This is a genomic window from Chitinophaga sp. W2I13, assembly GCF_050434005.1.
Taxonomy (GTDB): Bacteria; Bacteroidota; Bacteroidia; order Chitinophagales; family Chitinophagaceae; genus Chitinophaga.
Genome location: NZ_JBNPWD010000001.1, coordinates 3,556,687 through 3,581,614, shown reverse-complemented (window position 1 = coordinate 3,581,614; position 24,928 = coordinate 3,556,687). Strand labels below are relative to the sequence as shown.

Below are 24,928 nucleotides of genomic sequence, written 5' to 3'. Positions count from 1 at the left end.
CTGATAAATTATTATTTCACTGGCTGCAGGATCACTTTCCGTAACCAGCATAATTCATTTTTATTTCCGGAAACCGGTTTCACTGTCAGGTTTTGTTTGCCCGCCTTATCAATATGTATAATGCCAACTGCGTGTTGAATAAAGTTCATGGGTTTGTGGCTGTCGTAGCTGCCGGTTACCAGTGTGAGGAAGGGCAGTTGTTGCCCGCCAAGGGTTACCAGTCCCTGCTGCGATGCGCTTCCCGGTTCGCAGGCGTAATCCAGTATAATTTTATAGTCGCCTGCGTCCTGTACTTCCAGTGGAAATACAATCGCATCATCGGGAGTTACCATACCGGTGATGCAGTTATCATGTTTCCAGTCGCCGAAGTAATGGGAATACGTAAAGAGTTTGCTTTTGGCGGCGCCGTTGAAAACGGCCCATACAGCGGGTATTTCCGCCTGCGCATATTCGCTGCTCACGGTTTGTGTGCGCAGCTGTGATAAATCTGTTTGCTGCCCGGTATACACCACTTCAATCACGGTACTTCGGGTATCCGGCAATATTGCCGGCAGCTGGATAACGGTTTCTTCCGGCAGCTGTTTCCACGCAAGCTGGTCTTTAGTACCCAGGATTTTTACCGATTTAATTTTTGCTGTGAGTCCGGGTACTCGTAACTGCCTGTTGGCTGGCATTTGCCAGATATGCAGGAATAACTTTCCTGGTTTACTAGTGGTTACGCCCCAGGGCTGTGCCGGGATCAGTCCCCAGATGGTGCCATAAATGCTTTCTCCATAGGTTTGCAGCCATTTACCGGTGGCTTTCAGGTATGCTATGGAATAGGCAGGCCATTGGCCATTGCCGTCGGGACCAACATTCAGCATCAGGTTTCCTCCTTTGGAGGCTACATTTCCCAGGAGCCGGATGATTTCCGTAGGTGATTTAAAATTCAGATCGTGACGGATATAGCCCCAGGAGTCGTTGTGGGTATAAATAGATTCCCAGGCGCCCGGGATGGGAACCGGGGGTATTTCAGAATCGCCAAAATCGCGGTAGTCGCCAAGATCATGTCCTACGCGGCTGCTGAACAGGCAGCCTGGCTGCAGTAGCCGGAGACTGTCGATCATCTGTTTGGTTTGTGCTGCGGTTAAGCCGCCGGGCATATCAAACCAAACGAGGCCCAGCGGACCGTAGTTGGTTAACAGTTCCTTCAGCTGCGGGATTGATTTGGTGCGGTAGTATTGCTGGTAATCTTTCTCTTTGTTTTTAAAATCCCAGTTATTTCCGCCGCCGTTAGGTTCGTGCCAGTCGAGGAACTGGGAGTAGTAAAATCCGAAGTGTATGCCTTTTGTGCGGCAGGCGTCGGAGAGCGCCTTCATCGGATCTTTTTTATAGGGAGAAGCGTCAACGATATCAAAGTCAGTTACTTTGGAATCGTACATGCTGAAGCCTTCGTGGTGTTTGGCGGTGATCACCATATACTTAATCCCCGACTGCCGGGCTGTTTCTGCCCATTCTTCTGCGTTAAACCCGGTGGGGTTGAATGTTTGTGCTACTTTGGCATATTCAGCAGCCGGGGCTTTTGCGCGGTTCATGATCCATTCGCCGCTGCCGTAGTAGCTGCTGTCGTTCCAGCGGCCACCTAGTTTAGAATAAAGTCCCCAGTGAATGAACAGCCCGAACTTAGCTTCGCTGAACCATTTCAGCCCGGGATGGAGCTTATTGGCTACGGCACCTTTGTTCCACATATCCGGCATGTCCTGGGAATTCCCTTTTTGCGAAGTGAGCAGGCACAGGAATAGTAATAACGTTGGAATCCGGTGGAACATATAGCTAAGTTTAGTAGTACAATCCGTAAAAAATATACATATCCTGCGGTATATGCAAATGCGTGGAAAATGGTATCAGGGAAAGGGAAAATGCTACAATCAGCGGAGGGAGGCGGGCGCTTCGCGTCATTAACCAACGGTTAACGATTATTCCGGATAGTAATATCTAATTTCGGGTTCGACAAGTTACAATCCACTAAGCAAATTGGTAACTTTCCAAATTCAGCAATCATCTTATTTAGCTTAATAGCAGGCTATAAATGTGTTATCAGCATCTGACGCGATGCCGCAGGTGCCATGTGAATGTTTTTTTAAAACCCTTGCTGTGGTCATCAGCAAGGGTTTCTTTTTTGCCCTTTCTCCCCGTTATTTCAATTCTTGTTTAGGTTTAATTAACGCTCTGCACACCCAGTCCGGCTAATATTGTTTTATCGTTATGTTCAGTCTGATAACTGAAATGCATACAACTAACAAATATCTCAGCAGTACCTGTTGGCCTTTTCAGGCCGACGGGGATTTTTCCAGTGTTAAACAATCACCCACCGGTCTGACGATCAATGGGTTTTTGATTTAATCATCATCTAGCTACAGCGCCTCTGCGGTTTCCACTGCGGAGGCTTTTTTGATCTTGAAAATGAATATTTATTCGCTTATCTTTGTAATGTGAAACTGAAAGATGATAAAAAAGTAGCCCAGATTTTCCAGTCGGCCCTCAAGCTGGTGGCTAAAAAGGGATTGTCCGGCATTACCATGGGCGACATCTCCAGGGAAGCCGGCATTGCCACCGGCACCCTGTATGTTTACTTCAAAGGGAAAGATGAACTGATTAACGCCTTATTTGCTGCCTGCCGGGAAAACTCGGTACAGGTATCTTTTAAAGGCTATAACCCGCAGTTACCTTTCAAACCAGGGTTCAAAAATATATGGCTGAATATCCTGCGCTATAAGCTGCAGCACTTTGAAGAAGTGATTTTCATGGAGCAATGCTATCACTCCCCTTTTATTACGGCCGGCACCCGGGAAAAAGCGCAACAGCTGTCGGCCCCCTTCTACGCATTGATGGAAAGAGGCCAGAAAGAACAACTTATCAAGCAAACAGATATTGGACTTTTGCTCACCTTTATGATGGGCGCTATGAATGAACTGGTAAAACAAACGCATTACAGCAGCATTACCCTTAACAGAAGCCGGATCAACAGTACGTTCGACCTATGCTGGGATGCCCTGAAAGCATAATGATAAATGAATAAATATTCACAAATTAATCCACCTGCATATGTCAGACATCATGATCGCAGTAGACCTGAGCAGCTTTTCAGAAAGCCTGATCAGGACCGGCCTCGAACTGGCCGATAAAATGAATGCTTCCGTTACCCTCTTTTCCGTGGTAGAAATAGGCATTGGCATCGGCCTGCCGGAAGGCGGCCCCGTGTTTACCGACGATATTCCGGCCCGTATCCGTGAAGTGGAGGAAAGACTGGAAGCTTACAAACAAAATTACCCGGATAAGCAGAACATCAGCATTGTAGTAGGTACCGGCAACCCTAAAAATGAAACCCTGGTACAGGCACATGACAGCAATGCCACTATGCTGGTGGTAGGCACTCATGGCCGGACCGGCCTGGATCATATGCTGCTGGGCAGCAATGCGGAATATATAATCCGCCATTCCCGCATTCCCGTACTGGTGGTTCCCTATAACCTGGAGGAACACTAAAACAACACTCAACAATTCATACAACCGCAACTCCCGGCAAAACAGCCCGGGAGTTGCTTTATATCCTGCAACAACCCCAACACCTGGCAGATTAAAATAGCCTTAAACTCCCCGTAGCCTAAAAGATTCGTTTAAAAGTTGGTATACCTTTGTGGTCATTGCGAACAACAGACCTAACGAAACCCACGAACCTTTGAAAAAGAAATTTTTTACTGCAGCGTTTTTACGTAAGCTCCACCTCAAAGAGCTACTGGCCGTGTTATTCATATTACTGGCCATTTATTTCTTCCGGTCACAGCGTCATGAATTATACTCCCTGATCCCTGCTATTGAAAAGGCCCAGAGGGGTTGGGTGGTGCTGGGAGTAGTAGTAACTATCGCCTATATTTTATTACAGGCAGGCATGTATGTATTCAGTTTCCGAGCGGTAGGCGCCAAACTGGATGCTGGCCGGAGTACCGAATTATTCCTGAAGCGCAATCTTTTATCCGTATTTCTTCCCGCAGGCGGTGTCAGTTCACTGGCCTATCTGCCACAGAGCTTACGCCGCACCGGCTTGCATAAGCAACAAATCCACCAGGCCTCCGGCATCTATGGATTTGTAGGCATCCTGTCTGTTTTCCTGGTGGGTATTCCGGTTGTTGCTTATGCGATGTTTCATGCAGCCACCATGAAAGATGCTTTGTGGGGACTCATCGCCATTTGTGCGCTGCTGCTCGGCGTAGTATGGCTGGTACGTTCCATGCAATTGAAAGGCAAAGCCTATCAGTGGCTGGTGAAATACTTTCCGGGAGCAGCCCGGCAGGCAGATGAAATATTTACCTTTCAATTGTCGGTACCCTCTTTCATGAATACGGTACTCGCCTCGGCGCTGATAGAAATAGCGGGCATAGGACATCTTTACCTGAGCATGCTGGCAGTGGGTGTTACCCCGTCGCTGGAAGCCGCCTGCGTAGGCTATATTGTAGCCACTATTTTCTTAATTATTTCCCCTTTTCTCCGCGGATTGGGCGCCATCGAACTATCGCTGGCTTATATCCTCAGCAATTATGGATTCAGTACACTGGAGGCACTGGAAATCACTTTATTATTCCGGCTGTTTGAGTTCTGGCTGCCGTTGGTTGCGGGCATGATCGCCTTTGCCCTGAAAGGCAGGGAATTGGTATTACGGCTACTCCCACCTATCCTGATCTTCCTGTTGGGTATGGTGAACATCTTTTCGGTGCTTACTCCTCCCCTGGCTAACCGTATTCATTTGCTGCGGGCTTATATTCCCGGAACGTCTATTCACGCTACTAACTTACTGGTGGTGTTCCTGGGCCTGGTGTTGCTGGTAACGGCCACCTTTTTGTTCCGGGGCCTGCGCAGCGCGTGGATTGTGGCGCTGGCAGTTTCTCTGTTGTCGGTATTTGGTCATATCGGAAAGGCGCTGGATTATGAAGAAGCTTCACTGGCGCTGGTTACCAGTGTGATATTACTTATCACTTCGCGGCAATACCGGGTAAAAAGTAATCCCCAGCTGGTAAATATCGGCGTGGTAACGGCATTGGCTACACTGTTTGTCGTCCTCATTTTTGGTACCGTTGGTTTTTATTTTTTAGATGTAAGACATTTCGGGATCGATTTTACCTGGCAGCAATCTATCCGCCATGCTTTCCATTGTTTTATGTTGCTGGAAGATGACGGACTGCAACCCGTTACCCGGTTCGGGAAAGAGTTTATGTCGGCGATCCGTGTATTAGGCGTAAGTGCATGGGCCTTCCTGTTTTATACTATTATACGGCCTTACCTGCATGTTACCCAGCAAACGAATACCAGCCTGGAGAAAGCACGGTTTTACCTGAGCCAGTACGGCGACTCCCCGATGGATTATTTCAAAATAGGCCAGGACAAACTGTTGTTTATGTCTGAGCAATATGAAGGCTTTATCGCTTACCGGGTAGCGGGCAGCTTTGCTATTGTACTGGAAGAACCGGTGTGCAGCGAAGATAATAAGCTGCTGGTTTTGGAAGAATTTGAACAACAATGCCGTAAGATGGGCCTCCGGCCTGCTTTCTACCGGGTGGATGAAGATAGTACCTACTATTTCAGTCATCTTATAAAAGAAAAAAATGCTGATAGGCCAGGAAGCGATTATGGATATCAGGGACTTCACGCTGAGCGGCAAAGACAAAAAATCACTGCGTAACGGTTTGAACAGCCTCGCCAATAAAGGTTATGTAACTACCTTCCATGCCGCGCCTCAAACGACTGCTATGCTGCAGGATTTAAAAGCGGTGAGCGATGAATGGCTTCACCAGTATGAAGTAAAGGAACTCACTTTTTCGCAGGGCTTATTTGATGAAGACGTGATCCGTAACCAGGATATCATTACCGTAACCGATGCAGAAGGGAAAGTAGCGGCGTTCCTCAATATTATTCCTGACTATGCCCCCGGGGAATGCACTTATGACCTGATCCGCAAACGTGCCGACGCGCCGGGCGGAGTGATGGATGCGCTGATCATTGCACTGATCCAGGATGCGCAGCAAAAAGAGCTGCACTACCTGAACCTGGGAATGGTACCGATGTCCGGCATTATCCAACCGGAAAATACTGCGGAAAAAATGGTGAAGTATGCATACGAGAAGCTGCGGTTTTTCCGTCACTACCAGGGGTTGCGTGAGTTTAAAGAAAAATATGCCACCGAATGGACTAACAAATACCTGGTATATGGACATGATTTCGATTTGATACAATTACCTTCTGCCCTCAGTAAAGTAATGCAGCCCTGAGGCCGGCGAACAATAGCGGAACGGATTTTGTTTTACAGGAGGCGTTAATCTGGTATATGAGTAAGTTATTCCATGCAGCCATGCTGCTCAGCTTTTGTCTATTTTTCACAACGTTTCCGTCAAACGCACAAAGCGGGATTAATAACCTGCCGGTGGTTATTAAAGCGCCTCCCGCAGGCAATACTGCACCATTGATTGTGTATATAACCGGTGACGGTGGCATGAAGAAATTTTCCGCAAATGTAATTGAATCATTTCATCAGCAGAACTACCCGGTAGTAGCATTGAATGCATTAAAATATTTCTGGAGTAAAAAATCGCCACAGCAGGCGGCAAAGGATATAGCATCATTGATTACGTATTATCAGTCGCAGTGGGGCGGGAACCACGGGGTAGTGCTGGTCGGATATTCGCTGGGGGCAGATGTGCTGCCGTTCATTTACACCGGTTTACCACCGGAAGTGGCGGCACAAGTAAAGCACCTGGTATTTTTGTCGCCGTCTCTTTATACCGATCTCGAAGTGCATCTTTCTGACATGCTGGGCAGATCCGGCAATAAGGGAATGAGTGTTCCTGGGGAGATCAACAAAATTACAAACAAACCTTTGCTATTGGTATTTGGTGCAGAGGAAAAAGACTTCAACCTGTCAGCCCTGAATGTCCGGTATGAAAAAATGATCCTGCCCGGCGGGCATGCTTATGATGAAGATGCGGGCGGCGTGGCGGGTAAGATACTGGCGGCGCTGCATACAGGCGCTACTCCATAGGCAGCTGGTATCTTTTAGCCAGTTCCTTTCTTACTTCTTTTGTCAAGGTAATCCTGGCGTCCCCAATCATTACATGATCGTCTGCCAGTGCTGTTATATGGCGGAATCCTATCACGAACCAGTGATGTACCCGCATAAAAGCGTTTGCCGGCAGCTGTGAAATGATCCAGTCGAGTTTTTCGGTGGTCACCATTTTCTGATCGCGGAGATGAAGCATGATATGATCATCCATTACTTCTACATATTGCAGATCATCATAAAATACTTTCTCAAAACTGTGCTGTGTTTTCAGCGTGAAATAATCCGCTGAATATTTGGTGGGGCTGGTAATTACGTCCATTTCTATGGTCTTATAAATTTTAGAGAACACATTATTTAACGTTTCGGCAGTAAAGGGCAGTTGCAGGAGTGCTGCCGGGAGGAAATCAAATCCTCCGGGTGGCGTATCGTTATACGTCATCATTAAAACGGGCAATATGCCTGTTATGGTCATTGGAAGGGAAAGCGGATCATCATATTCTCCTGCTATCAGTACATGAATGGTTTGTGTTTCCAGCCAAAAACGTGCTTCCGCCATCGTTTGGCTTCTGCCAGCCAGGTAAACATAGGGAATAGCAGACAAATAATTCTCCAGCTCTTCAAATCCCTCCGGGTTATTACCCAAAATAATACAGTTTAGTACCATAGAGCTGATTTGTTCAAATATGGGTACGTAAATTTACTCCAGTCAGTTGCCACGGAAAGAGAGGATTTAAGTAGGGCAGGTGACTGAACAGAAACCCGCGTATAATCTAAAATCTAATCTAAACCGCGTTATGAAAAAAACTATTCTTCACAGTAAATTCTCATTAAAAAGCTGACAATAATTTCAGTCGTAAAATTGAAGCTATTCCGGGTAGCAACAGTTAATCGAATGTTAAGGATTTTGGAAAAAGAAGGTGGACAGATCAAGCTACTGTCCAGAAAGACAATACTTTCCCTGTCCACCAGTTAAGGAAGATTACATAAAAGATCCTGGAACAGCTGCCTTACAGCTGTGCAACAGATCTAAGGCCCTGAAAGGGCAGCGCGGGCGCAGGGAGAGCTAACAGGGAGGCCGGTTAACTGGTCAGTGCGCGGACCATGTTCACCAAATAAGGAAGCATAAAAGAAACATCGTACTCACGGCGATCAGGTTTTTTGAGAACCTGACGTTGAAGCCGCCTTTTTCTGAGTAGAAGTAACTTTCTTTGTACCGGTCGTACTCAATGGGAGCACCTAACTCCTTCATCATTTTGAGGAATTCATAGAGTGTTCTTTCGGAAATACGAAGCCGCTTGGCTAACTGAGCGGGCTTACCGGTCCCTTTGATCCTAATGAGGTAATCAATGGTCTGTAGTCTGTCAAAATAACGCTTTGGCATGTGGCATAGAGGGGTCTTAACGGTTATTTACTGAATATACGATTTGTGTCTTTATTAAACCAGCATTATCATATATATATTTAAACGTAAATATTAACAATCTGGTTTAAATGGGTTTTCGAAATTTTAGCTGCGGAACAATGGCGCTGATGCGGATAAGCTGCGTACTTTTACTAAACGTTGCTACCTTGGTTTTATTGGCTATTACCCTGAAAAAAACTCACTGCAATAATGCTTCATAGATAATGTTGGTAAGCGCTGTACCGCGGTCTACTGCGGGATCCGGAGGCTTTATAGCATATACTTTTCCATTCTTTCCAACAATGATAAACGAAGGATATTTACTGATGTTGTATTGCGTAAGTACGTCGCGGTGCTGTTCATCCAGCTGCCATATCCATCCCGGCAAACCCCTTACAGCATTGCCATCGCAGCAGATGTTCACAAACGTAACGCTATCATCAAAGCAATTTTTTATTTCTGTAAGTGCAGGCAGCAGCGGATCTTTCCCACTGTAGAAATGCAGCAATACTACCTTTCCGCTGAATTGCCGTAGGCTCACCAGGTTTCCCTGCGCATCGGGAAAACTGAATACCGGTGCCGTCACACCTCTGCTAATACCCTTCCTCGAGCGACCGTAAAGCTTTGCGATGGCCTGCTTACATGCGTCATCCTGCACCAGCTCCAGGTAGTCACGCACACACCATTCCTGTTCTTCCGGCGAATTGCCGGCAGCAAAACCCAACATCAGCGAATGCGCCAGCAACCTGTCGCGTAACCGGCCACTGTAATGCGTTTTAAGCCATTCATAGATCGCCCTGTTATTACATTCATAACGATGCTGAATAAAATAATCTGCTTCCGCTTTTTGCAACAGATAATTCAAATAACGTATAGACGTCACCGTTGTATCTGAAGGAATAATCTGCGGTAATGCAGGCAGTATATTATCCTTATAAAAAAGCACTTGTCTTTCTTCCAGCGTACTATCCGGTGCTGCGGCCACTTTCCACACAGTACTCACCAGCCCCGATGCGGCTTCCGCTAATACATGCGATCTTACCAGCGCCCACGTGGCAGCACTTATGCTGTCGCGGTAAACCGCCAGTACCTTGCCTGCCGCCTGCAACCGCTGCCGCCATGCCGCTGCCAGCCGGAACGCATCAGGCAATACAGGAAGCTGCACTACAGACTGCTCCCGCTTAGCAGTATAAACAGCCCTGTTCAACACTGCACTACTGCCGCCAAACCGGATGCTGTCGCCCTGCATCACCATCTGCAGGCTATCCCCGCCGCGGATCATCCCATAAAAATTATATCCACTACCCGCATCTGCATAAAAAAATATTACCCTTCCTGCCGGAACGGATATACGGAAATAAAAAGAATCAGATTTTAGCAAAGTATCCTGCGTAACTGCCGGGGAAATTCCCGGATCATACCAGTAAGATAACGACACCTTTTGCACAGGATGGTCCACTACCCTGCCCGTAATCACCGCGGCGGATTGTTGTGCTGCAGCTGTTCCTGCCAGCATCAAAAAAATACAGCTGATACGCAGCAGCTGCATCATCATAGGAGGACGGTTCATAATTAGATTTTAAATGGTGAAAATCCCCGTAGTAAAAACTACAGGGAGATAATATTCACAACGATAGTAAATGAAAATTTTATATATATCTTAACGGGCATCCCCGTTCTATTACGCCAAACTTGTGGTGCAATGATAACGGGTATAAAACGGTAAAGTGTTAATCGAATCTTAACTGTTAATACGAAAACGGATTTTTAGAGATTAAACCAATACACCAGCTTCAGCACCAAAGCACGGTTTCTCACATAAAATGGCTCCGGGAGATAATTGTCGGTATACACTATAAAAAGATCGGATGCAGGCCGGTAGCGCCATTGGAAGCGGGTATTCAGGTTCATATTCTTCTGCTGGCCATTGTATTGCATAAACCCGGTAAAGAAAAGGGTGTTTGTCATTGTTACATCCAACCGCGGGCCTACCAGCCAGAAAGAATTATTGCCCCAGGGCTTTGGCAGGTTGATATGGTTATAGTTAGCGCTTAATGCAATGCTCACATACGGCTGGAAACGATATCCCAGTTCCGTATTGGTCATTAACCGGCTGCCATCTGCATAATAACCTCCATAGCGGGCCGATAACGAATAGGTAAACAAACTCTGTGGCTTTGACACGTAATCAGCGCCCACAGTATTCCAGTTATGCTGACTCCCGTTCACCAGGCTATCTTTACCGGTATTGGTAGGGTCAAAAGGCTGCAGCAGTTTGATATAAGTGTTGGACGCCCAGATATTGAGCGTGTTTCGCTTCCGGAACACAATGCCATAGTTTAGCATGGTTTCGTTATCAGTACGGCGCATATGCGCTTCGTCAAAAAACCAGGTACTGGTTACCTGCGGCCCATGACTCAACACCGCACCCGATAAGGGAAAGAACAGGCGGGTAACCTGCGGCGCCACTTTTATATATCCCTGGCGGGGCACATATCCCACCTCCGCATTGTAATTACGTCCCACATACTCATGCTGCCACCCAATGTTCCATTGCTTGCTGGTATACTGCAGATTAGCGGCATGCGCCACATCATGACCGGTTTTATTGGGCGTATACGACTTCAGCAACATGGCCTTTCCCGTCCAGAAATTGTTGGAGGAAGCCAGGTTATACTCCAGCCCCATGTTCCGGTTATACCGGTTGTAAATTGGCTTATCCGTTACTTTAGCCGGATCATAGTTTACCGACTCCTTATTGATAAAAATAAAACCCAGGTTGGAGCGGGAAAACACCCGGCGCTGTAAAGCCGCCACCGTAAAGTTTTGGGCCGGCAACCCGGTTTCCTCCTGCTTCCCGGTTTGCATATTCATTACTCCTAAGCGCCAGTCTTTATTCAGTTTGCCACTCAGCCTGGCGCCAAAACGGATTGGCACGCCACCAAGACCAATACGCCTCGAGAAAAAAGGACGGATCGTGGAATACCCAAAATTTGAAAACTGGTCTCCGTTTTCGAGAAAGAACTGCCGCTTCTCCGGGTAAAACAATTCAAAACGATCCAGGTTGGTCACCTGTTTATCCACATCTACCTGCGAGAAATCCGGGTTCACTGTGAGGTCGAGGTTCAGCGAGGAAGTAACCGCTACTTTGGCATCTAAACCTGCATCCCGCCGGTATTTGGTGGGAGTAGCCTTATCATAATCCTTTAACATGCCTCCCAGCAGGTAAGGAATCAGCGACACATTTGCGCCCGCAGCAGGTGGAGCAGCATCCCATACCAGGTTGCCTGTATACGCCAGCGAAGCAGTGGGAAACTGCCGTGGCACCGGCGCCCATGCCGATTTCTCTGTTGTTTTCAGATCGTTCCTACTGAAGTTAATACCCCACCGGGTAATTCCTTTTTTATACCGGATGGTTTTAAACGGTATCGCTGCTTCAAAAACCCATTTATCCGGGTAGTTCTTTACTACCGATGTCCACTTATTATCCCAGCTCAGGTCCACCTTTCCGCCATCATACATCAAACCGTCCCATTGCGCACCGGCTGCATTGGCGCCGAATGAAAAGCCGTTGGTCTGATCATCAAACGGGTCCATGAATAAAAGGAAGTTATCATTCTTCAGAAAAGCAAAATCGCGTCTCAATGATTCCACCATATAAGGCCCGTCGCCTGTCGTGTAGTTCTCTACTATGAGGTAAAGGTTCTTGTCGTCGTAGGTCATCCGCACATCTGTACGCAACCGGGCTGCACTGGTATCCATTGGCAGCACCATGTGAAAACCGGTGGCAATATCCGCCTCCAGCCACGCTGCTTCATCTGCTACACCATCTATCTTAACAGGCGACACCGCTTTGCGGATCTGCAATTGATAAGCATCATTTTTCTTTTGTGCACACACAGAGAATCCAACAATACAACAGCTAATAATAAGTGGAATAATGCGAAACATCAGGTTGATATGGGTTTAACGAACAAAATACAAAAATTGCAAAAGGAGAAGCAAGAAAATGGATGAAGGGTAAATGCAGCGGATTTAACTGCTCTCACGGGGATAAGGAATATTTTTTTATCTTTTTTGAAAGATGATTTCCGGACAATAACCCGTAAATGAAAACGGTGAGCAACAGGAAGATCCCGTTGCTCACCGTCTTTCTTTCTTCCGGAAAATTATAATTTATTATTCTTCATCTGCGTATCGGCTACCGGCACTTTTACGGTGGTAGTCCTGCTGCTGCGGCCTTTAGGGCTGAATACTTTCAGCTTCACCGTTTTACCGCCTGCTGCCACAGGAGTAGTATACACCGGGCTCTTCAACGTAGGCTCGTCGCCGTTAGTAGTATACCGGATCACTAAACCTGGCATCTGGATGTTTGTGCTCAGCACGCCATTTTCCACTTTCGCTCCTGCGGTTGGGATACGCCAGTTGAAGCCCCCTTCATAATAATCCAGGCGCGGCATTTCACGCTTACCCATTACATTGCTGAATACACTCCATGCCTGTGCATACAATGCATCGGCTTTAGCGGAATCCTTTTCGGTAGCCCACTCCGGATCCTGCGCCCACGCACGTTCTGCAAGCCCAAGTAGTTTTGGCAACATCATATATTCCATACGGTCAGAGCTGGTTACCGTTTCACTCCACAGCAATCCCTGGATACCTGGGATATTGGAAGCACCAAAACCTGTTAACCGGTCCTTACCTACAAACAACTCCGGTGTAACCGGGTTGCCCCTGCCATCTACTTTTGAGTTCTTGTAGTAGTCGAACGGAATAAAATAAAACGGCTTATCCACGTCTACAAATCCACCCCAGTAAAATCCGGGTTCATCAAAAGATTTCATGTAAGCCATATCAAAATAAAAATTGCTTACACCAGACAGGATGACTTTATACCCGGCATTTGCCAGGCGGTAGGATAAATCTTCCTGTCCGCCGCCGATCACGTTGTTCCATACATTCAGCTGGAAATGATCGTTTACAAAATCGGGATTAGGGATGCTCTGTGATTCGCCACCGACCGTTGTTTTACGCATCCCGGCTTCCTCCCATCCTGCTACAGATAAGCTACGGGCCTTCAGCAGGTCATTCACCTTGCGGTAGTAATAATACCAGAGATCATTTACATCTTTCAGTGATTTATCCTGCTGCATCAACGCGATACAGGCAGGCGATTTTTCAAATACGCCGCCTGGCACTTCATCGCCGCCCATATGCACTGATTCCAGCGGAGCGCCGGCTTCTTTATACATCGACTGGATTTCTTCCACCACTTTATCGAGGAAGTGGTAAGTAGAAGGCAGCGCTACGTTCATCACGTTGTCGTTCCAATACTGAACAGAGTGGTATTCAGATTTATCCTGCAAATCGGTCAGCAGGTATTCATTGGCTTCCTTATCACGACCAGCCGCTTTCAGGCGGTAGTAGCGGGATTCCATGGCTTTCACCGCAGCGCGGGCATGGCCGGGGCTTTCTATTTCAGGCAAAACACGTATATGCCTTGCCGTTGCATAGCGGAGGATTTCTATAAAATCGTTGCGTGAGAAATAACCACTACCTGCAGTGTTGGTGGTATCCGGACCGGAGCCATAAGACGGCGGCAGCATATTTTTCCAGTCGCTGCTATGGCCGCGCTTAGCGCCTACGGAAGTAAGTTCCGGCAGGGAAGGGATTTCCAGGCGCCAGCCTTCATCATCGCTGAAATGAAAGTGCAACACGTTTAATTTATACAGCGCCATCAGGTCGATGATGCGTAGCATATCGCGCTTGTTATGAAAGTTACGGGCCACATCTATCATAAAAGCGCGGTAACCAAAGCGTGGCTCATCTGTAACCTCCACACCCGGTATGGTAATGGTTTTCTGATTGCCGGCAAACGCCGTTGGCGGAACCAGTGTTTTTAAAGATTGGATAGCATAGAAGGCGCCTGCTTCAGTGCCGGCAGTAATGGTAATTCCTTCCGGCGCCACTTTCAAACGGTAACCTTCCGGAGCGGTGACAGCAGTGTCATAAACCAGGCTGATAACTGCCGTTCCTTTTTTTCGTTTACCCAGCAACGTTAGCAACTCTGCATCCAGCATTGCCGCGCTGGCAGACAACTGCGGATCGGCTTTTACTTCCGGGAATGCATCCAGCACCAGACCTTTACCGGTGGCAGTGTAAGACTTCGGCGTCGGGAACACCAGCGGCAGCTGTGATACGGGAATATCCTTTACTGCAGCATTCTGTTTAAATATATCCGTTGGCGTTACTACGGCAGTTTTATCACCGGGATAACGCATCAATTGCTTTGCGGTAGTAGAAGGGCGGATACTATAATCCTTGATTGAGAAGCCTTTTTCCGGCTGTTCGTCCCATACCAGGTACAACCCGGTAGGTGCATCTGTAAAATTCACCGCCCAGGCATCGCCGGTAATAGCGAGTTTCAGGGAGTCGCCGGGAGCGATACCGGTAAAACCATCCGCCGGTGTAAACCGGTACAGGTCACCGTTAATATGCTCCACTTTCACATGCCCCGGTAATTCCCCGGGAGCAACCATCCTGATAAAATTGAAATACAACTGCCATCCTTTGGCAGGAAACGGCTTACCGGCCGTATTCACAAAGGTGAAGGCCGACTGGAAATTGTCGCCGCCCTGGTAATGGTTTTCTACCACTTCCCAGCTGGTTTTCAGCCGGGCAGCATCATAGGGCGTGGCTTGTTGCGCCCGGACATCTGCTACAGTACTAAATAAGAACAGGAAAGTTGCTACCAACTTACCAGGATGAATGTATTTTTTCATTTGGTGGATTGATTGAAGATTGGCTTATTTTGAAAGATAATAAATAAATTTAAAAACTGCGCGGATTTTAGCGAAGGTTGTCTTTCCCAGGATTACGCTGATTATATTGATTTTGGGGATTTGTTTTTTTTGATTTTGTTTTTGATTTTAAAAAGATTTGGGAAGACAGCAGCGGATATTTTGCTTTTGTCGTTCCTTACCTTTTTTAAAAAATATAAGAAAATTAAATCCTAAAACGCATATCTCCTCTGCTGTCTCCCAAAATCCTTTATAAAATCAAAAAAACAAATCCCCAAAATCAATATAATCAGCGTAATCCTGAGAAAGACAACCTTCGCGAAGATTTAACAAATTTATCTGCTATACGTTAAGTAGATTTATAAGAACAATAGCTAAGGAAGTATTCGGCAATCTCCTGTGGTTAGGAGCATCAAAAAATCAAAAATTACAGTCTATGGTCAAAGCATTTATTGGATTTTCAGGTGTTAGTTTAGGTGTTATCGTTGTTTTGGGTTTATTTTTCCCGTGGGTTTTCTGGTTACTGGTGCTGGTATTGCCCATTATTGTGATGGGTGTCCTTGACTTGTTGCAAACCAAACACGCCATCATCCGCAATTACCCGGTAGTGGGGCGGATGCGTTACTGGATGGAGGCATTACGGCCAAAAATTTACCAGTATTTTGTGGAAAGCGATATTGATGGCAGCCCGATTAACCGGGTAGACCGCTCTACTATTTACCAGCGCGCCAAGCGGGAACTGGACTCCCAGCCATTTGGTACCCAGTTTAATGTATACGCGGAAGGATATGAATGGATGGCCCATTCTATTCAGCCGCAAAATTTTGATCACCTGGAGAAGGACCCGCGTGTAATCTTTGGCGGGAAAGACTGTAAACAGCCTTATTCCGGCAGCATCCTCAATGTGAGCGCCATGAGCTATGGATCGCTCAGTAACAACGCTGTACAGGCTTTAAATGGCGGCGCCAAAATAGGGAACTTTGCGCATAACACCGGCGAAGGAGGTATCAGCGAAGCACATCTCAAACAAGGTGGCGATATCATATGGCAAATAGGTACCGGCTATTTCGGTTGCCGCGACGATGACGGCAATTTCTCCGATAGTTTGTTTGCAGAAAAAAGTGCGCTGTCACAAGTCAAAATGATAGAACTGAAAATTTCGCAGGGCGCCAAACCGGGCCATGGTGGTATATTACCGGCTGCTAAAAACACGGCCGAAATTGCAGCCATCCGTCACGTGAAACCACATACCACCGTATTTTCTCCCCCTTACCATAAAGCATTTAACAGTCCGCGCGAAATGATGCTGTTTATCCAGCGCCTGCGTGATCTCAGCAAGGGTAAACCGGTTGGATTCAAACTGTGCATCGGCCAGCAACGGGAATTCTACGCCATCTGCAAGGCCATGATAGAAACCGATATCTATCCCGATTTCATTACTGTAGATGGTGGTGAAGGCGGTACAGGTGCCGCGCCACCGGAATTTTCCAACTCGGTGGGCATGCCGCTGATGGATGGACTTTCCTTCGTACACGATACCCTTACCGGATTCAATATCCGTCATCATATGAAGATCATTGCCTCCGGCAAAATACTCACCGGCTATCACATGCTGCGGGCCATGGCCCTGGGCGCCGATACCTGCAACAGTGCCCGTGCCATGATGATGGCGCTTGGATGTATTCAGGCGTTGGTATGCAACACCAATAAATGCCCTACCGGCGTGGCTACACAGGACAAATGGTTATCTGCCGGCCTGGTGGTAGACGACAAGAAACACCGCGTAGCCAACTATCACCGCGATACCATTGAAAGCGCCATAGAACTCGCTGGGGCAGCCGGTTTAAAAGATCCGCATCATATTACCAGGCGGCATATTTTCCGCCGGGTATTTATGAACCAGGTAAAAACTTTTGAAGACATATACCCAAGTGCAGCTCCGGGTACATTGTTAAACGGACTAATGCCCGAACATCTGAAAAAAGAAATGGAAACCGTGGGAATTGATACGTGGATATAGTATAAAAAGATTCCGGCTTTTATTCCCTGTGGAATAAAAGCCGGAATCTTTTTATCTCTCAAAATATTTTTAAAAATATAATCCCCAACATCATCATAATCCTGAGCCAGACAAAATCCGCGGCTGGTAAAGTGCGAGGGCGTTTTCCCTGCATATTTTAGCGGCAATATCTGCCGGGAAATTCTGGAGGATCAGTTGCAGATCGGAGGCGGCAAATGGCCGTGGCGCCCGTGTAGAAGGCAAATCGGTGCCGAATAATAAAGCACTGGCATTAATAGCTGTAATCTGGCGCATGGCGGTTAACACATCAAAATCACAACGACTGAAACCCGTTGCTTTTACCCTCGCTCCTTTTTCTACCAATGGCAATAAATATTTGAACCCGGCTTTTGATAAACCCAGGTGATCAATAACCACGGCAGGCAGTTTATGCAACGTAGTGGATAATCCGGGCAGTTGCCGGGAATCCACATACAGCTCCACATGCCATTTCACGAGTTCATACACACGTAATGCCAGCCGTTCGAGGTGTTTCACACTCTCAGAACCACCGCGCTGCACATTAAATCTTACGGCGCGTACACCCGCTTCATGCAGGGCTATAATTTCTTCGTCGCTGGTACCGGCAGGTATCTGCGTTACGCCTACATAACCGGGGCCCAGCTGTTTCAATGCTTCCAGCAGGTATCCCTGATCAAATCCCTGGAAAGAGCCGGAAACCACTGCGCCGCCACCTACGTTCAGCGGCGCTACCTGTTGCTGGTAGTCGGCTACTGAAAATTCCGACGGCAAAAAGCCTTCGTTTGGCTGCAAAGGGAACCGGTGATCAATGATATGCAGGTGTGCGTCGAATATGGGCTTATCAAACATAATCTCATCGTTGTTACAATACACAAGCTACAGAAAATAGCTGAAAGCAGAAAGCAGAAGGCCCGGAGGGATCTCTTAATCCGCCCGGGCCTTTACCGCAATTGCTTTATGTTTTGTTAAATTTCCATTGCGCCGGCAGCGGCTTCGTCCACAAACCAATGCAGCTCGCCTTCTTCCGGCCTGATGAGCTGGGAAGGATATTTCTCCGCATCGAAAGTGCCTTCAATCACACTTTTCAGCGTAATGGCTTTATTGGCGCCGGTGGTGAGAAACAATACACAGGCAGCCTTATTCACCACCGGTGCAGTTAAGGTAATACGGTACATGTCCTGTGCTTCCAGGAAAAATGATTTTACCCAGGCTTTCTTTTCGTGCACAATGGGTAATCCGGGGAACAGCGACAGCGTGTGTCCATCGTCTCCCATGCCCAGCAGCACCAGGTCGAACGTGGTATCATCTTTTCCGAAATAAGATTTCAGGATCTTTTCATATTCGGCAGCCGATTCTTCCGGGCCGATATCGGTACGCATTACATGGATATTATCGGGGTTTACACTTACTTTATCCAGTAATGATTCAAATGCCATGCGGGCATTATTGCGTTCATCTTCAAAAGGCACATCTCTTTCATCTCCCCAGAAAAAATGTATTTTCTCCCAGGGTATCACCATGTTGTAAGGAGCTTTCGCCAGCAGGCTGTATAGCTGCTTTGGCGTATTACCGCCGGACAGTACAAATGTAAACCGTTCCTGTGTTTGCAATACTTCCAGTATGTAGTTGCTGATCCATGCAGCTACATTTTCACTCAGCTGGGCAGGATCTTTTGCGATATGTAGTTCCATAAGACAAAAAAGTTACGGACCATTTTCACAAATGGTCCGTAATTATTATTTAGTAGGTAAATTAATCCAGGTATGACCGTCGCGGGCAACGAGTGCATCTGCATCATCGGGGCCCCATGAATCGGGTGCATAGTTCGGGAAGTCCTGCGGCGTGCGGTTTTCCCATGTTTCCAGGATGGGCATGATCACTTTCCAGGCGGCATCTACCTGGTCGCCGCGCATGAACAGGGTAGCATCTCCTTCCATTACATCCAGCAGCAGCGTTTCATATGCTTCCGGTGCATGCTCGCCATTGGCAGCATCGTAGTTAAAGGTCATGTCTACCGGGTCCAGCGTCATGGTTTGACCGGGACGTTTTGCCTGGAAGCGGATCCGTATATCCATTTCCGGTTGAATGCTGATGGTGAGCCTGTTAGGGCGCCATGTTTGCGCAGCTTCTATCGGGAAGGAATAAGGAGGTGCTTCCTTAAAGGTGATGATGATATTGGTAGCTTTCTGGTGGAGATATTTACCGGTCCGCACATAGATCGGAACGCCCTGCCAGCGCCAGTTGTCGATATAAAATTTAACGGCCGCATAAGTATCAATATTGGATTTGGGATCCACACCTTTTTCCTCGCGGTAGCCGGCTACTTTGTTGCCTTTCATCCAGCCGGCAGAATACTGTCCGCGTACGGCATGTTCATGCACTTTACCCGGTGTGATACGGCGGATCGCGTTGAGTACATCCACCTTCTTGTTTCGCACTTCATTGGCATCAAAAGATACCGGCGCTTCCATGGCCAGGATACACATGATCTGCAGGATATGGTTCTGCACCATATCGCGCAATGCGCCTGCCCTTTCGTAGTAACCGCCACGACCTTCCAGTCCCACGCTTTCAGCAGCAGTGATCTGGATATTGTCGATGTAATTGCGGTTCCACACCGGTTCAAACAATGCGTTTGCGAAGCGGAAAGCCAGGATATTCTGAATGGTTTCTTTACCGAGATAGTGATCGATACGATAGATCTGCTCTTCTGTAAATTTCTTTGCCAGCAGTTCATTCAGTTCATGCGCGCTTTGCAGGTCATGCCCGAATGGTTTTTCTACTACAATGCGGGTGCAGTGTTTATCGGAGCAAAGATTCAGCTCACCCAAACGGGTGGCTATGTTCGGCACCAGCTGTGGCGCTACGGCCAGGTAAAAGATAACGGTAGGATGTACGCCCCACTCTTCTTCCTTCTGCGTTACAAAATCGGTGATCTTGCTGTAAGATGCAGGATCTTCTGCATCCATCTGCAGGTAAGTAACATGATTACTGAAATCTTTCCAGTGACCATTCTGCTCGCCCTTCCGACGGGAAAACTTACTGATCCCTTCCAGCAGGTGTTTGTTATAGTCTTCGTTGCTGTATGGGCTGCGGCCTAAGCCTGCAATGGCAAATTGCTCAGGCATCCACTCATCTAAAAAGAGATTATATAACGCAGGCGTTAGTTTCCGGTAGTTTAAATCGCCACTGCCTCCGAATATGAACAGGATGGATGCAGGCGGGCGTTTATGGATCTGCATATGTTTAATTAAAGATGAACATTTTTTAGTGTTGCTGCCACTCTGTGTGGAAAGTACCTGGCATATCAATACGCTGGTAGGTGTGCGCGCCGAAATAGTCGCGCTGTGCCTGAATCAGGTTGGTAGCCATACGGCCGGTACGGAACGCATCGAAATAAGACAAAGCAGACATGAATCCGCCCACAGGAATACCTGCGGAGGCGGCCTGCGCAATTACGCTGCGGGTGTTGCTTTCTACCGATTGTACGAGATACGCTACGCCTTCATCCAACAGGATGTTGGCCAGGTCAGCATTTTTCTGGTAAGCTTGTGTAAATATTTCCAGCAGGGAAGAACGGATGATACAACCACCTCTCCATACTTTCACCACTTCCGGTAACGGGATCTCCATTTTCAGATCACCGGAAGCTTCTCTCAGCATAGCCAATCCCTGTGCATAGCTCAGGATGGTGGCAAAGTAGAGGGCATCGTGTACCTGTTTGATCCACATTTCAGCGTCGGCATGAATGGTATTTTCAGGTGCTTTATAGATCGCTTCAGCTTCCAGGCGCTGCTCTTTGTAACCGGAAAGGGTACGCATCGCCACGGCGGTATCAATAACCGGAACGGCCACCGGCAATTCCATTGCATCCTGTGAAGTCCATTTACCGGTTCCCTTGGAGCCAGCCTTATCGGAGATCACGTCTACCAGGCGTTTGTCAGATTTATCGTCGTTCTGCAGGAAGATATCCGCGGTAATTTCTACCAGGAATGATTGTAAAGCGCCCTGGTTCCAGCTTTTGAATACTTCGTGCAATTGATCATTGCTAAGGCCAGCGCCCTTTTGCAACAGGGTATAGCTTTCACTGATCAGTTGCATGATGGCATATTCAATACCATTGTGTACCATTTTCACATAATGGCCGGCGCCTTCTTTACCCAGGTAAGCCACACAAGGCGTCCCTTTTACTTTGGCGGAAATCGCCTCCAGCATGGGTTGTACCTTTGCATAGGCGTCGAGGTCGCCACCGGGCATAATGCTTGGACCGCTACGCGCGCCCTGCTCACCACCGGAAACGCCGATACCCATAAAATGGATACCCTTTTCGCGGAGTTGTTTCACACGGCGTAAAGTGTCCGTATAGTGGGAGTTGCCACCATCTATTACTACGTCGCCCTGCTCCAGCAGCGGCAACAGGGATGCTATCACGTCATCTACCGGTTGACCGGCGGGTACCAACATCATTAATTTGCGGGGACGTTCCAGCAACTGTACCATAGTGGCCAGCTCTGCAACACCTTTAACGGTAGTACCGGGGGTAGCGGCTGCTTCCAGTGCGCTGTTCTTGGCAGCGTCTTTATCAAAGCCGATAACGGAAAAGCCATGATCTGCCATGTTGAGTAACAGGTTTCTACCCATCACGCCGAGACCGATCATTCCAAAGTCATATAAGCTGTTTGCCATATATAGAGAAGTTACTTAAGGAGGTGTAAAAGTAGGGAAGAATTACGAAATACAAATTACGAATTACGGAGTTATATGGAGACAGCCGCTGATGTTGTTCACCGCCACTATTTCCACATAACTCCGTAACCGGATGATGAATAATTTTTAGGCTGAGTTTCTGCCAGCATTGATAATACCAAAAGAGCAACGCATGATGAGCTTTTCGTAGGTTTCCCTGCCATGTCCGTTGTCGGGATGTGCGTCCAGCTCCCGGATGCGCGTAAGCGCATACTGCTGGGTAGTAAGCAAAGGCAGCACAATTCTTTCCCGCATTTGGATAGACAGCAGATCGATCGGGCTGCCGGCCATCAGTTCGGATTCATTGGTGAGTAACAGCAGGTATTTCTTCGTCAGCTCAAATTCATTATAGATCATCTGCCATACTTCGCCGTATTGCGGATGCTTGGCCAGGTAAGCAGTGAGCGGGAAGTAACTCTTCTTCATCGCCATTACACAGTTATCGAGCAGGGTCCTGAAAAACAGCGAGTGCACATATAATGCCTGGACCTCTTCCCATTTACCTTGCTTTTCCAGCTGTTCCAGCGCACTGCCCACGCCGTAATAGCCGGGCACATTCTGTTTCAGCTGGCTCCAGGCACCTACATAAGGCACTGCTCTCAAGTCATTAAGATTGAGTTTAGCAGAAGCATTACGTTTGCTGGGACGGCTGCCGATATTCGCCTCCGCATAGTAACGCAGCGGGCTGGCGTGATCGAGATAAGCCAGGAAATGAGGATGTGTTTTTAATGTATTGTAAGATTTATATCCTTCGTCCGCCAGTAGCTGCAGCAAATCTTCTTCTGATTTACTCAGCGTTACTTCCCGGGAAGAAAACAGCTCATTGCTGATGCCGGCATGTATCAGCTGTTCCATATTGAACTGTGCTGCATCCACGGTGCCGAAATTGGAGCTGATGGTTTGCCCCTGAATGGTTTGCTGTATTTCTTTATTGGCAATGTTCCTGCCCATTGAAGCATAGAACTGGTGCGTTTTTCCACCGCCACGGGCCGGAGGACCTCCCCTGCCGTCAAAGAACACTACGTTGATACCGTATTCTTTGGAGATAGTAGTGAGTTCTTCTTTGGCTTTATAGATGCTCCAGTTGGCCATGAGATAGCCACCATCTTTGGTGCCATCCGAGAAGCCGAGCATAATCGTTTGTTTGCACTGGCGACGACGCAGATGCTCGCGGTAGTCGGCGTTTTCATACAGCTCTTTCATCACCTGTCCTGCATGGCGCAGGTCATCGATGGTTTCAAACAGCGGCACAATATCTACCGTCATCTCTTCTTTTTTCCAACCGCTCAGCAGGAACAGCCCGTATACTTCCATTACGTTGAGTACACTGGTACTGTGACTGATAATATAACGGTTGCAGCCTTCTTCTCCATTGGCAGCCTGTATTTCCTTAATGGCGGCAATGGTTTCAAGCGTATCCTGGTGCAGGGGATTTTCCAGCGCTTTAGGATCTGCGGCTTCTTTTATATTCAGTAACAGGCTGATCTTTTCTTTATCTCCCAGGGAAGTATAATTATCCGGCAGCGCGGTTGTTCTGGCAGCTACGGCTTCCAGTACGGCTTCATGAATGGAGCTGTCCTGGCGGATATCCAGGGAAGCAAAGAACAACCCGAATATTTCCACTTTGCTGATCAGGTTATCTACAAGATGTACAAACAGCCCGTTCAGATCAGCGATAATGGTATTTCGTATATCCGACAACGTGTCCAGTATTTCCTGGCGGCTGATATCCGCTTTATGCCCGGGAATAAAGAGGTTGCGGGATAATTTTGATTCCAGGGCGGCTACTACATTTTCCACGCCTTTAAAGGTAAGGCGGCGGCGCAGGTTGCGTACTTCCCGGAAGTAACATTTCATGATAGACGCGCGCAGGGCGGCAGCTACTTCCACGGTGGTAGGCGCTTTCACAAACGGGTTCCCGTCACGGTCGCCACCGGGCCAGAAGCCCATGCGGATCACGGAGTTATCGCTGCTGATGGCGCCCGGGAACTGCGCCCGGATAGACGACAGGATGCGGCCGGCCGACTGGTAAAATATATTTTCGAGAAACCACACCAGGCTGATGGCTTCATCATACGGGGTGGGTTTTTCTTTTTTGAAGAACGGTGTTTTTCCCAGCTGTTGCAGGTACATATTTACCTGGCTGGTATTTTCGTCGATGAGGGCTTTCGACAGGTCGTTGATAATGCCCAGCACCTCACTGGGGTAAAATTGTGTCGGATGCGCCGTCAGCACCAATCTCACTGAAAAGTCCTTCAGTTTATCCCTGAGTTTATCCTGGGCTTGTTCCTGGATCACTTCCGACTGCAGGTGGCGCAGGGTACCGGCGCCCTGGAGGTCGCGGATATTCCGGAACGCAGCATCTTCCAGTGCATCAAACAGTACTACCTGTCTTTCAGCGTATTGCACAAAGCGGAACAAGAGGTCCGTCCGCTGTTTTTCTTCCGTATAGGTGGTATACTGGGAAAAGAAGGAGTCCATTATTTCCTGGGGGCTGTTGCCTTTGGCGTATCCTTCTTCACAATGAAGCAGGAACAGGGACAGGAAGATGCCTGTCTTTTCCACCCGGTGGAAAGGCAAAGAGGTGAAGAGGCTATTATACAGCTGAAACTTGGTCCCAACGAGGTTTTTGAACTGTTGCAGCGAATTATTTACCGGCGCTTCCATACTAATTATCCGTTTATAGTGCTAAAGAAGAAGACTAAGCGGCTGTTAAATTAATAATTATTATGTTAATTTCTTAGATTTTTGATTTTTGTTTGATATAAAGTGATAATGTTTGAATATTATCTAATAAGAAGCGAGAGGATTAAAAGGCAATCCCGGCCGCTATATGCGGGCCGGGATTGGTA

At 47.6% G+C, this 24,928-nt stretch carries 14 protein-coding genes and 1 pseudogene; 5 read left to right on the top strand and 10 right to left on the bottom strand.

The window, feature by feature from the left end:
* Nucleotides 1-11: 11 nt before the first annotated feature.
* On the bottom strand, nucleotides 12-1,808 hold the full coding sequence (locus tag QFZ48_RS14775) for an alpha-L-fucosidase (RefSeq protein ID WP_429062819.1): 1,797 nt from the start codon (nucleotides 1,806-1,808) through the stop codon (nucleotides 12-14).
* A gap of 663 nt (nucleotides 1,809-2,471) precedes the next feature.
* Between QFZ48_RS14775 and QFZ48_RS14770 the strand changes: the two genes are divergently transcribed.
* From QFZ48_RS14770 to QFZ48_RS14755, 4 genes and pseudogenes are all read left to right on the top strand, one after another.
* A complete protein-coding gene (locus QFZ48_RS14770) occupies nucleotides 2,472-3,044 on the top strand; it encodes a TetR/AcrR family transcriptional regulator (RefSeq protein ID WP_370912572.1) in 573 nt (190 codons plus the stop codon).
* Nucleotides 3,045-3,084: 40 nt separating this feature from the next.
* The gene (locus QFZ48_RS14765; RefSeq protein WP_429051430.1) at nucleotides 3,085-3,525 is read left to right on the top strand and encodes a universal stress protein; all 441 of its coding nucleotides are present in this window, start codon (nucleotides 3,085-3,087) and stop codon (nucleotides 3,523-3,525) included.
* A gap of 151 nt (nucleotides 3,526-3,676) precedes the next feature.
* A pseudogene (locus tag QFZ48_RS14760) lies at nucleotides 3,677-6,299 on the top strand (phosphatidylglycerol lysyltransferase domain-containing protein).
* A 56-nt stretch (nucleotides 6,300-6,355) separates the two neighbouring features.
* Nucleotides 6,356-7,066 (top strand): AcvB/VirJ family lysyl-phosphatidylglycerol hydrolase, encoded by a 711-nt coding sequence (locus QFZ48_RS14755; RefSeq protein ID WP_429062817.1) that lies wholly within the window; start codon nucleotides 6,356-6,358, stop codon nucleotides 7,064-7,066.
* Here the strand turns inward: QFZ48_RS14755 and QFZ48_RS14750 are convergent.
* The 4 genes from QFZ48_RS14750 to QFZ48_RS14735 all read right to left on the bottom strand — a co-directional run bounded on the left by QFZ48_RS14750 (nucleotide 7,056) and on the right by QFZ48_RS14735 (nucleotide 15,271).
* Nucleotides 7,056-7,751 carry a LytR/AlgR family response regulator transcription factor gene (locus QFZ48_RS14750; protein ID WP_429062815.1) on the bottom strand — a complete coding sequence of 232 codons (696 nt, stop codon included), beginning with the start codon at nucleotides 7,749-7,751 and terminating at the stop codon, nucleotides 7,056-7,058. The genes QFZ48_RS14755 and QFZ48_RS14750 overlap by 11 nt on opposite strands.
* A gap of 937 nt (nucleotides 7,752-8,688) precedes the next feature.
* The gene (locus QFZ48_RS14745; RefSeq protein ID WP_429051438.1) at nucleotides 8,689-10,059 is read right to left on the bottom strand and encodes a TlpA family protein disulfide reductase; all 1,371 of its coding nucleotides are present in this window, start codon (nucleotides 10,057-10,059) and stop codon (nucleotides 8,689-8,691) included.
* Between the two features lie 197 nt (nucleotides 10,060-10,256).
* Entirely contained in the window at nucleotides 10,257-12,440 is a 2,184-nt protein-coding gene (locus tag QFZ48_RS14740; RefSeq protein WP_429051439.1) for a DUF5916 domain-containing protein, read from the bottom strand.
* A gap of 218 nt (nucleotides 12,441-12,658) precedes the next feature.
* Nucleotides 12,659-15,271 (bottom strand): family 20 glycosylhydrolase, encoded by a 2,613-nt coding sequence (locus QFZ48_RS14735; RefSeq protein ID WP_429062813.1) that lies wholly within the window; start codon nucleotides 15,269-15,271, stop codon nucleotides 12,659-12,661.
* Between the two features lie 454 nt (nucleotides 15,272-15,725).
* Between QFZ48_RS14735 and QFZ48_RS14730 the strand changes: the two genes are divergently transcribed.
* On the top strand, nucleotides 15,726-17,309 hold the full coding sequence (locus QFZ48_RS14730; protein ID WP_429062811.1) for an FMN-binding glutamate synthase family protein: 1,584 nt from the start codon (nucleotides 15,726-15,728) through the stop codon (nucleotides 17,307-17,309).
* Nucleotides 17,310-17,402: 93 nt separating this feature from the next.
* Here the strand turns inward: QFZ48_RS14730 and QFZ48_RS14725 are convergent, their stop codons facing one another.
* From QFZ48_RS14725 to QFZ48_RS14705, 5 genes are all read right to left on the bottom strand, one after another.
* The gene (locus QFZ48_RS14725) at nucleotides 17,403-18,179 is read right to left on the bottom strand and encodes an amidohydrolase family protein (RefSeq protein ID WP_429051445.1); all 777 of its coding nucleotides are present in this window, start codon (nucleotides 18,177-18,179) and stop codon (nucleotides 17,403-17,405) included.
* 116 nt (nucleotides 18,180-18,295) lie between these two features.
* Nucleotides 18,296-19,021 carry a 6-phosphogluconolactonase gene (gene pgl / locus QFZ48_RS14720; RefSeq protein WP_429051447.1) on the bottom strand — a complete coding sequence of 242 codons (726 nt, stop codon included), beginning with the start codon at nucleotides 19,019-19,021 and terminating at the stop codon, nucleotides 18,296-18,298.
* Between the two features lie 45 nt (nucleotides 19,022-19,066).
* Nucleotides 19,067-20,572, bottom strand: a complete 1,506-nt coding sequence (zwf, locus tag QFZ48_RS14715; RefSeq protein ID WP_429051449.1) for a glucose-6-phosphate dehydrogenase — start codon at nucleotides 20,570-20,572, stop codon at nucleotides 19,067-19,069.
* A 25-nt stretch (nucleotides 20,573-20,597) separates the two neighbouring features.
* Nucleotides 20,598-22,016 carry an NADP-dependent phosphogluconate dehydrogenase gene (gene gndA / locus QFZ48_RS14710; protein WP_429051451.1) on the bottom strand — a complete coding sequence of 473 codons (1,419 nt, stop codon included), beginning with the start codon at nucleotides 22,014-22,016 and terminating at the stop codon, nucleotides 20,598-20,600.
* Between the two features lie 147 nt (nucleotides 22,017-22,163).
* Nucleotides 22,164-24,743: a phosphoenolpyruvate carboxylase gene (locus tag QFZ48_RS14705; RefSeq protein ID WP_429051453.1), complete on the bottom strand. Its 2,580-nt coding sequence runs from the start codon at nucleotides 24,741-24,743 to the stop codon at nucleotides 22,164-22,166.
* Nucleotides 24,744-24,928 lie beyond the last annotated feature (185 nt).

What these genes read in the sequence shown, in the direction of transcription:
- QFZ48_RS14775 (WP_429062819.1), bottom strand. Translation starts at nt 1,808, where the DNA reads ATGTTCCACCGGATTCCAACGTTATTACTATTCCTGTGCCTGCTCACT.
- QFZ48_RS14765 (WP_429051430.1), top strand. Translation starts at nt 3,085, where the DNA reads ATGTCAGACATCATGATCGCAGTAGACCTGAGCAGCTTTTCAGAAAGC.
- QFZ48_RS14755 (WP_429062817.1), top strand. Translation starts at nt 6,356, where the DNA reads ATGAGTAAGTTATTCCATGCAGCCATGCTGCTCAGCTTTTGTCTATTT.
- QFZ48_RS14750 (WP_429062815.1), bottom strand. Translation starts at nt 7,751, where the DNA reads ATGGTACTAAACTGTATTATTTTGGGTAATAACCCGGAGGGATTTGAA.
- QFZ48_RS14745 (WP_429051438.1), bottom strand. Translation starts at nt 10,059, where the DNA reads ATGAACCGTCCTCCTATGATGATGCAGCTGCTGCGTATCAGCTGTATT.
- QFZ48_RS14740 (WP_429051439.1), bottom strand. Translation starts at nt 12,440, where the DNA reads ATGTTTCGCATTATTCCACTTATTATTAGCTGTTGTATTGTTGGATTC.
- QFZ48_RS14735 (WP_429062813.1), bottom strand. Translation starts at nt 15,271, where the DNA reads ATGAAAAAATACATTCATCCTGGTAAGTTGGTAGCAACTTTCCTGTTC.
- QFZ48_RS14730 (WP_429062811.1), top strand. Translation starts at nt 15,726, where the DNA reads ATGGTCAAAGCATTTATTGGATTTTCAGGTGTTAGTTTAGGTGTTATC.
- QFZ48_RS14725 (WP_429051445.1), bottom strand. Translation starts at nt 18,179, where the DNA reads ATGTTTGATAAGCCCATATTCGACGCACACCTGCATATCATTGATCAC.
- pgl (WP_429051447.1), bottom strand. Translation starts at nt 19,021, where the DNA reads ATGGAACTACATATCGCAAAAGATCCTGCCCAGCTGAGTGAAAATGTA.
- zwf (WP_429051449.1), bottom strand. Translation starts at nt 20,572, where the DNA reads ATGCAGATCCATAAACGCCCGCCTGCATCCATCCTGTTCATATTCGGA.
- gndA (WP_429051451.1), bottom strand. Translation starts at nt 22,016, where the DNA reads ATGGCAAACAGCTTATATGACTTTGGAATGATCGGTCTCGGCGTGATG.
- QFZ48_RS14705 (WP_429051453.1), bottom strand. Translation starts at nt 24,743, where the DNA reads ATGGAAGCGCCGGTAAATAATTCGCTGCAACAGTTCAAAAACCTCGTT.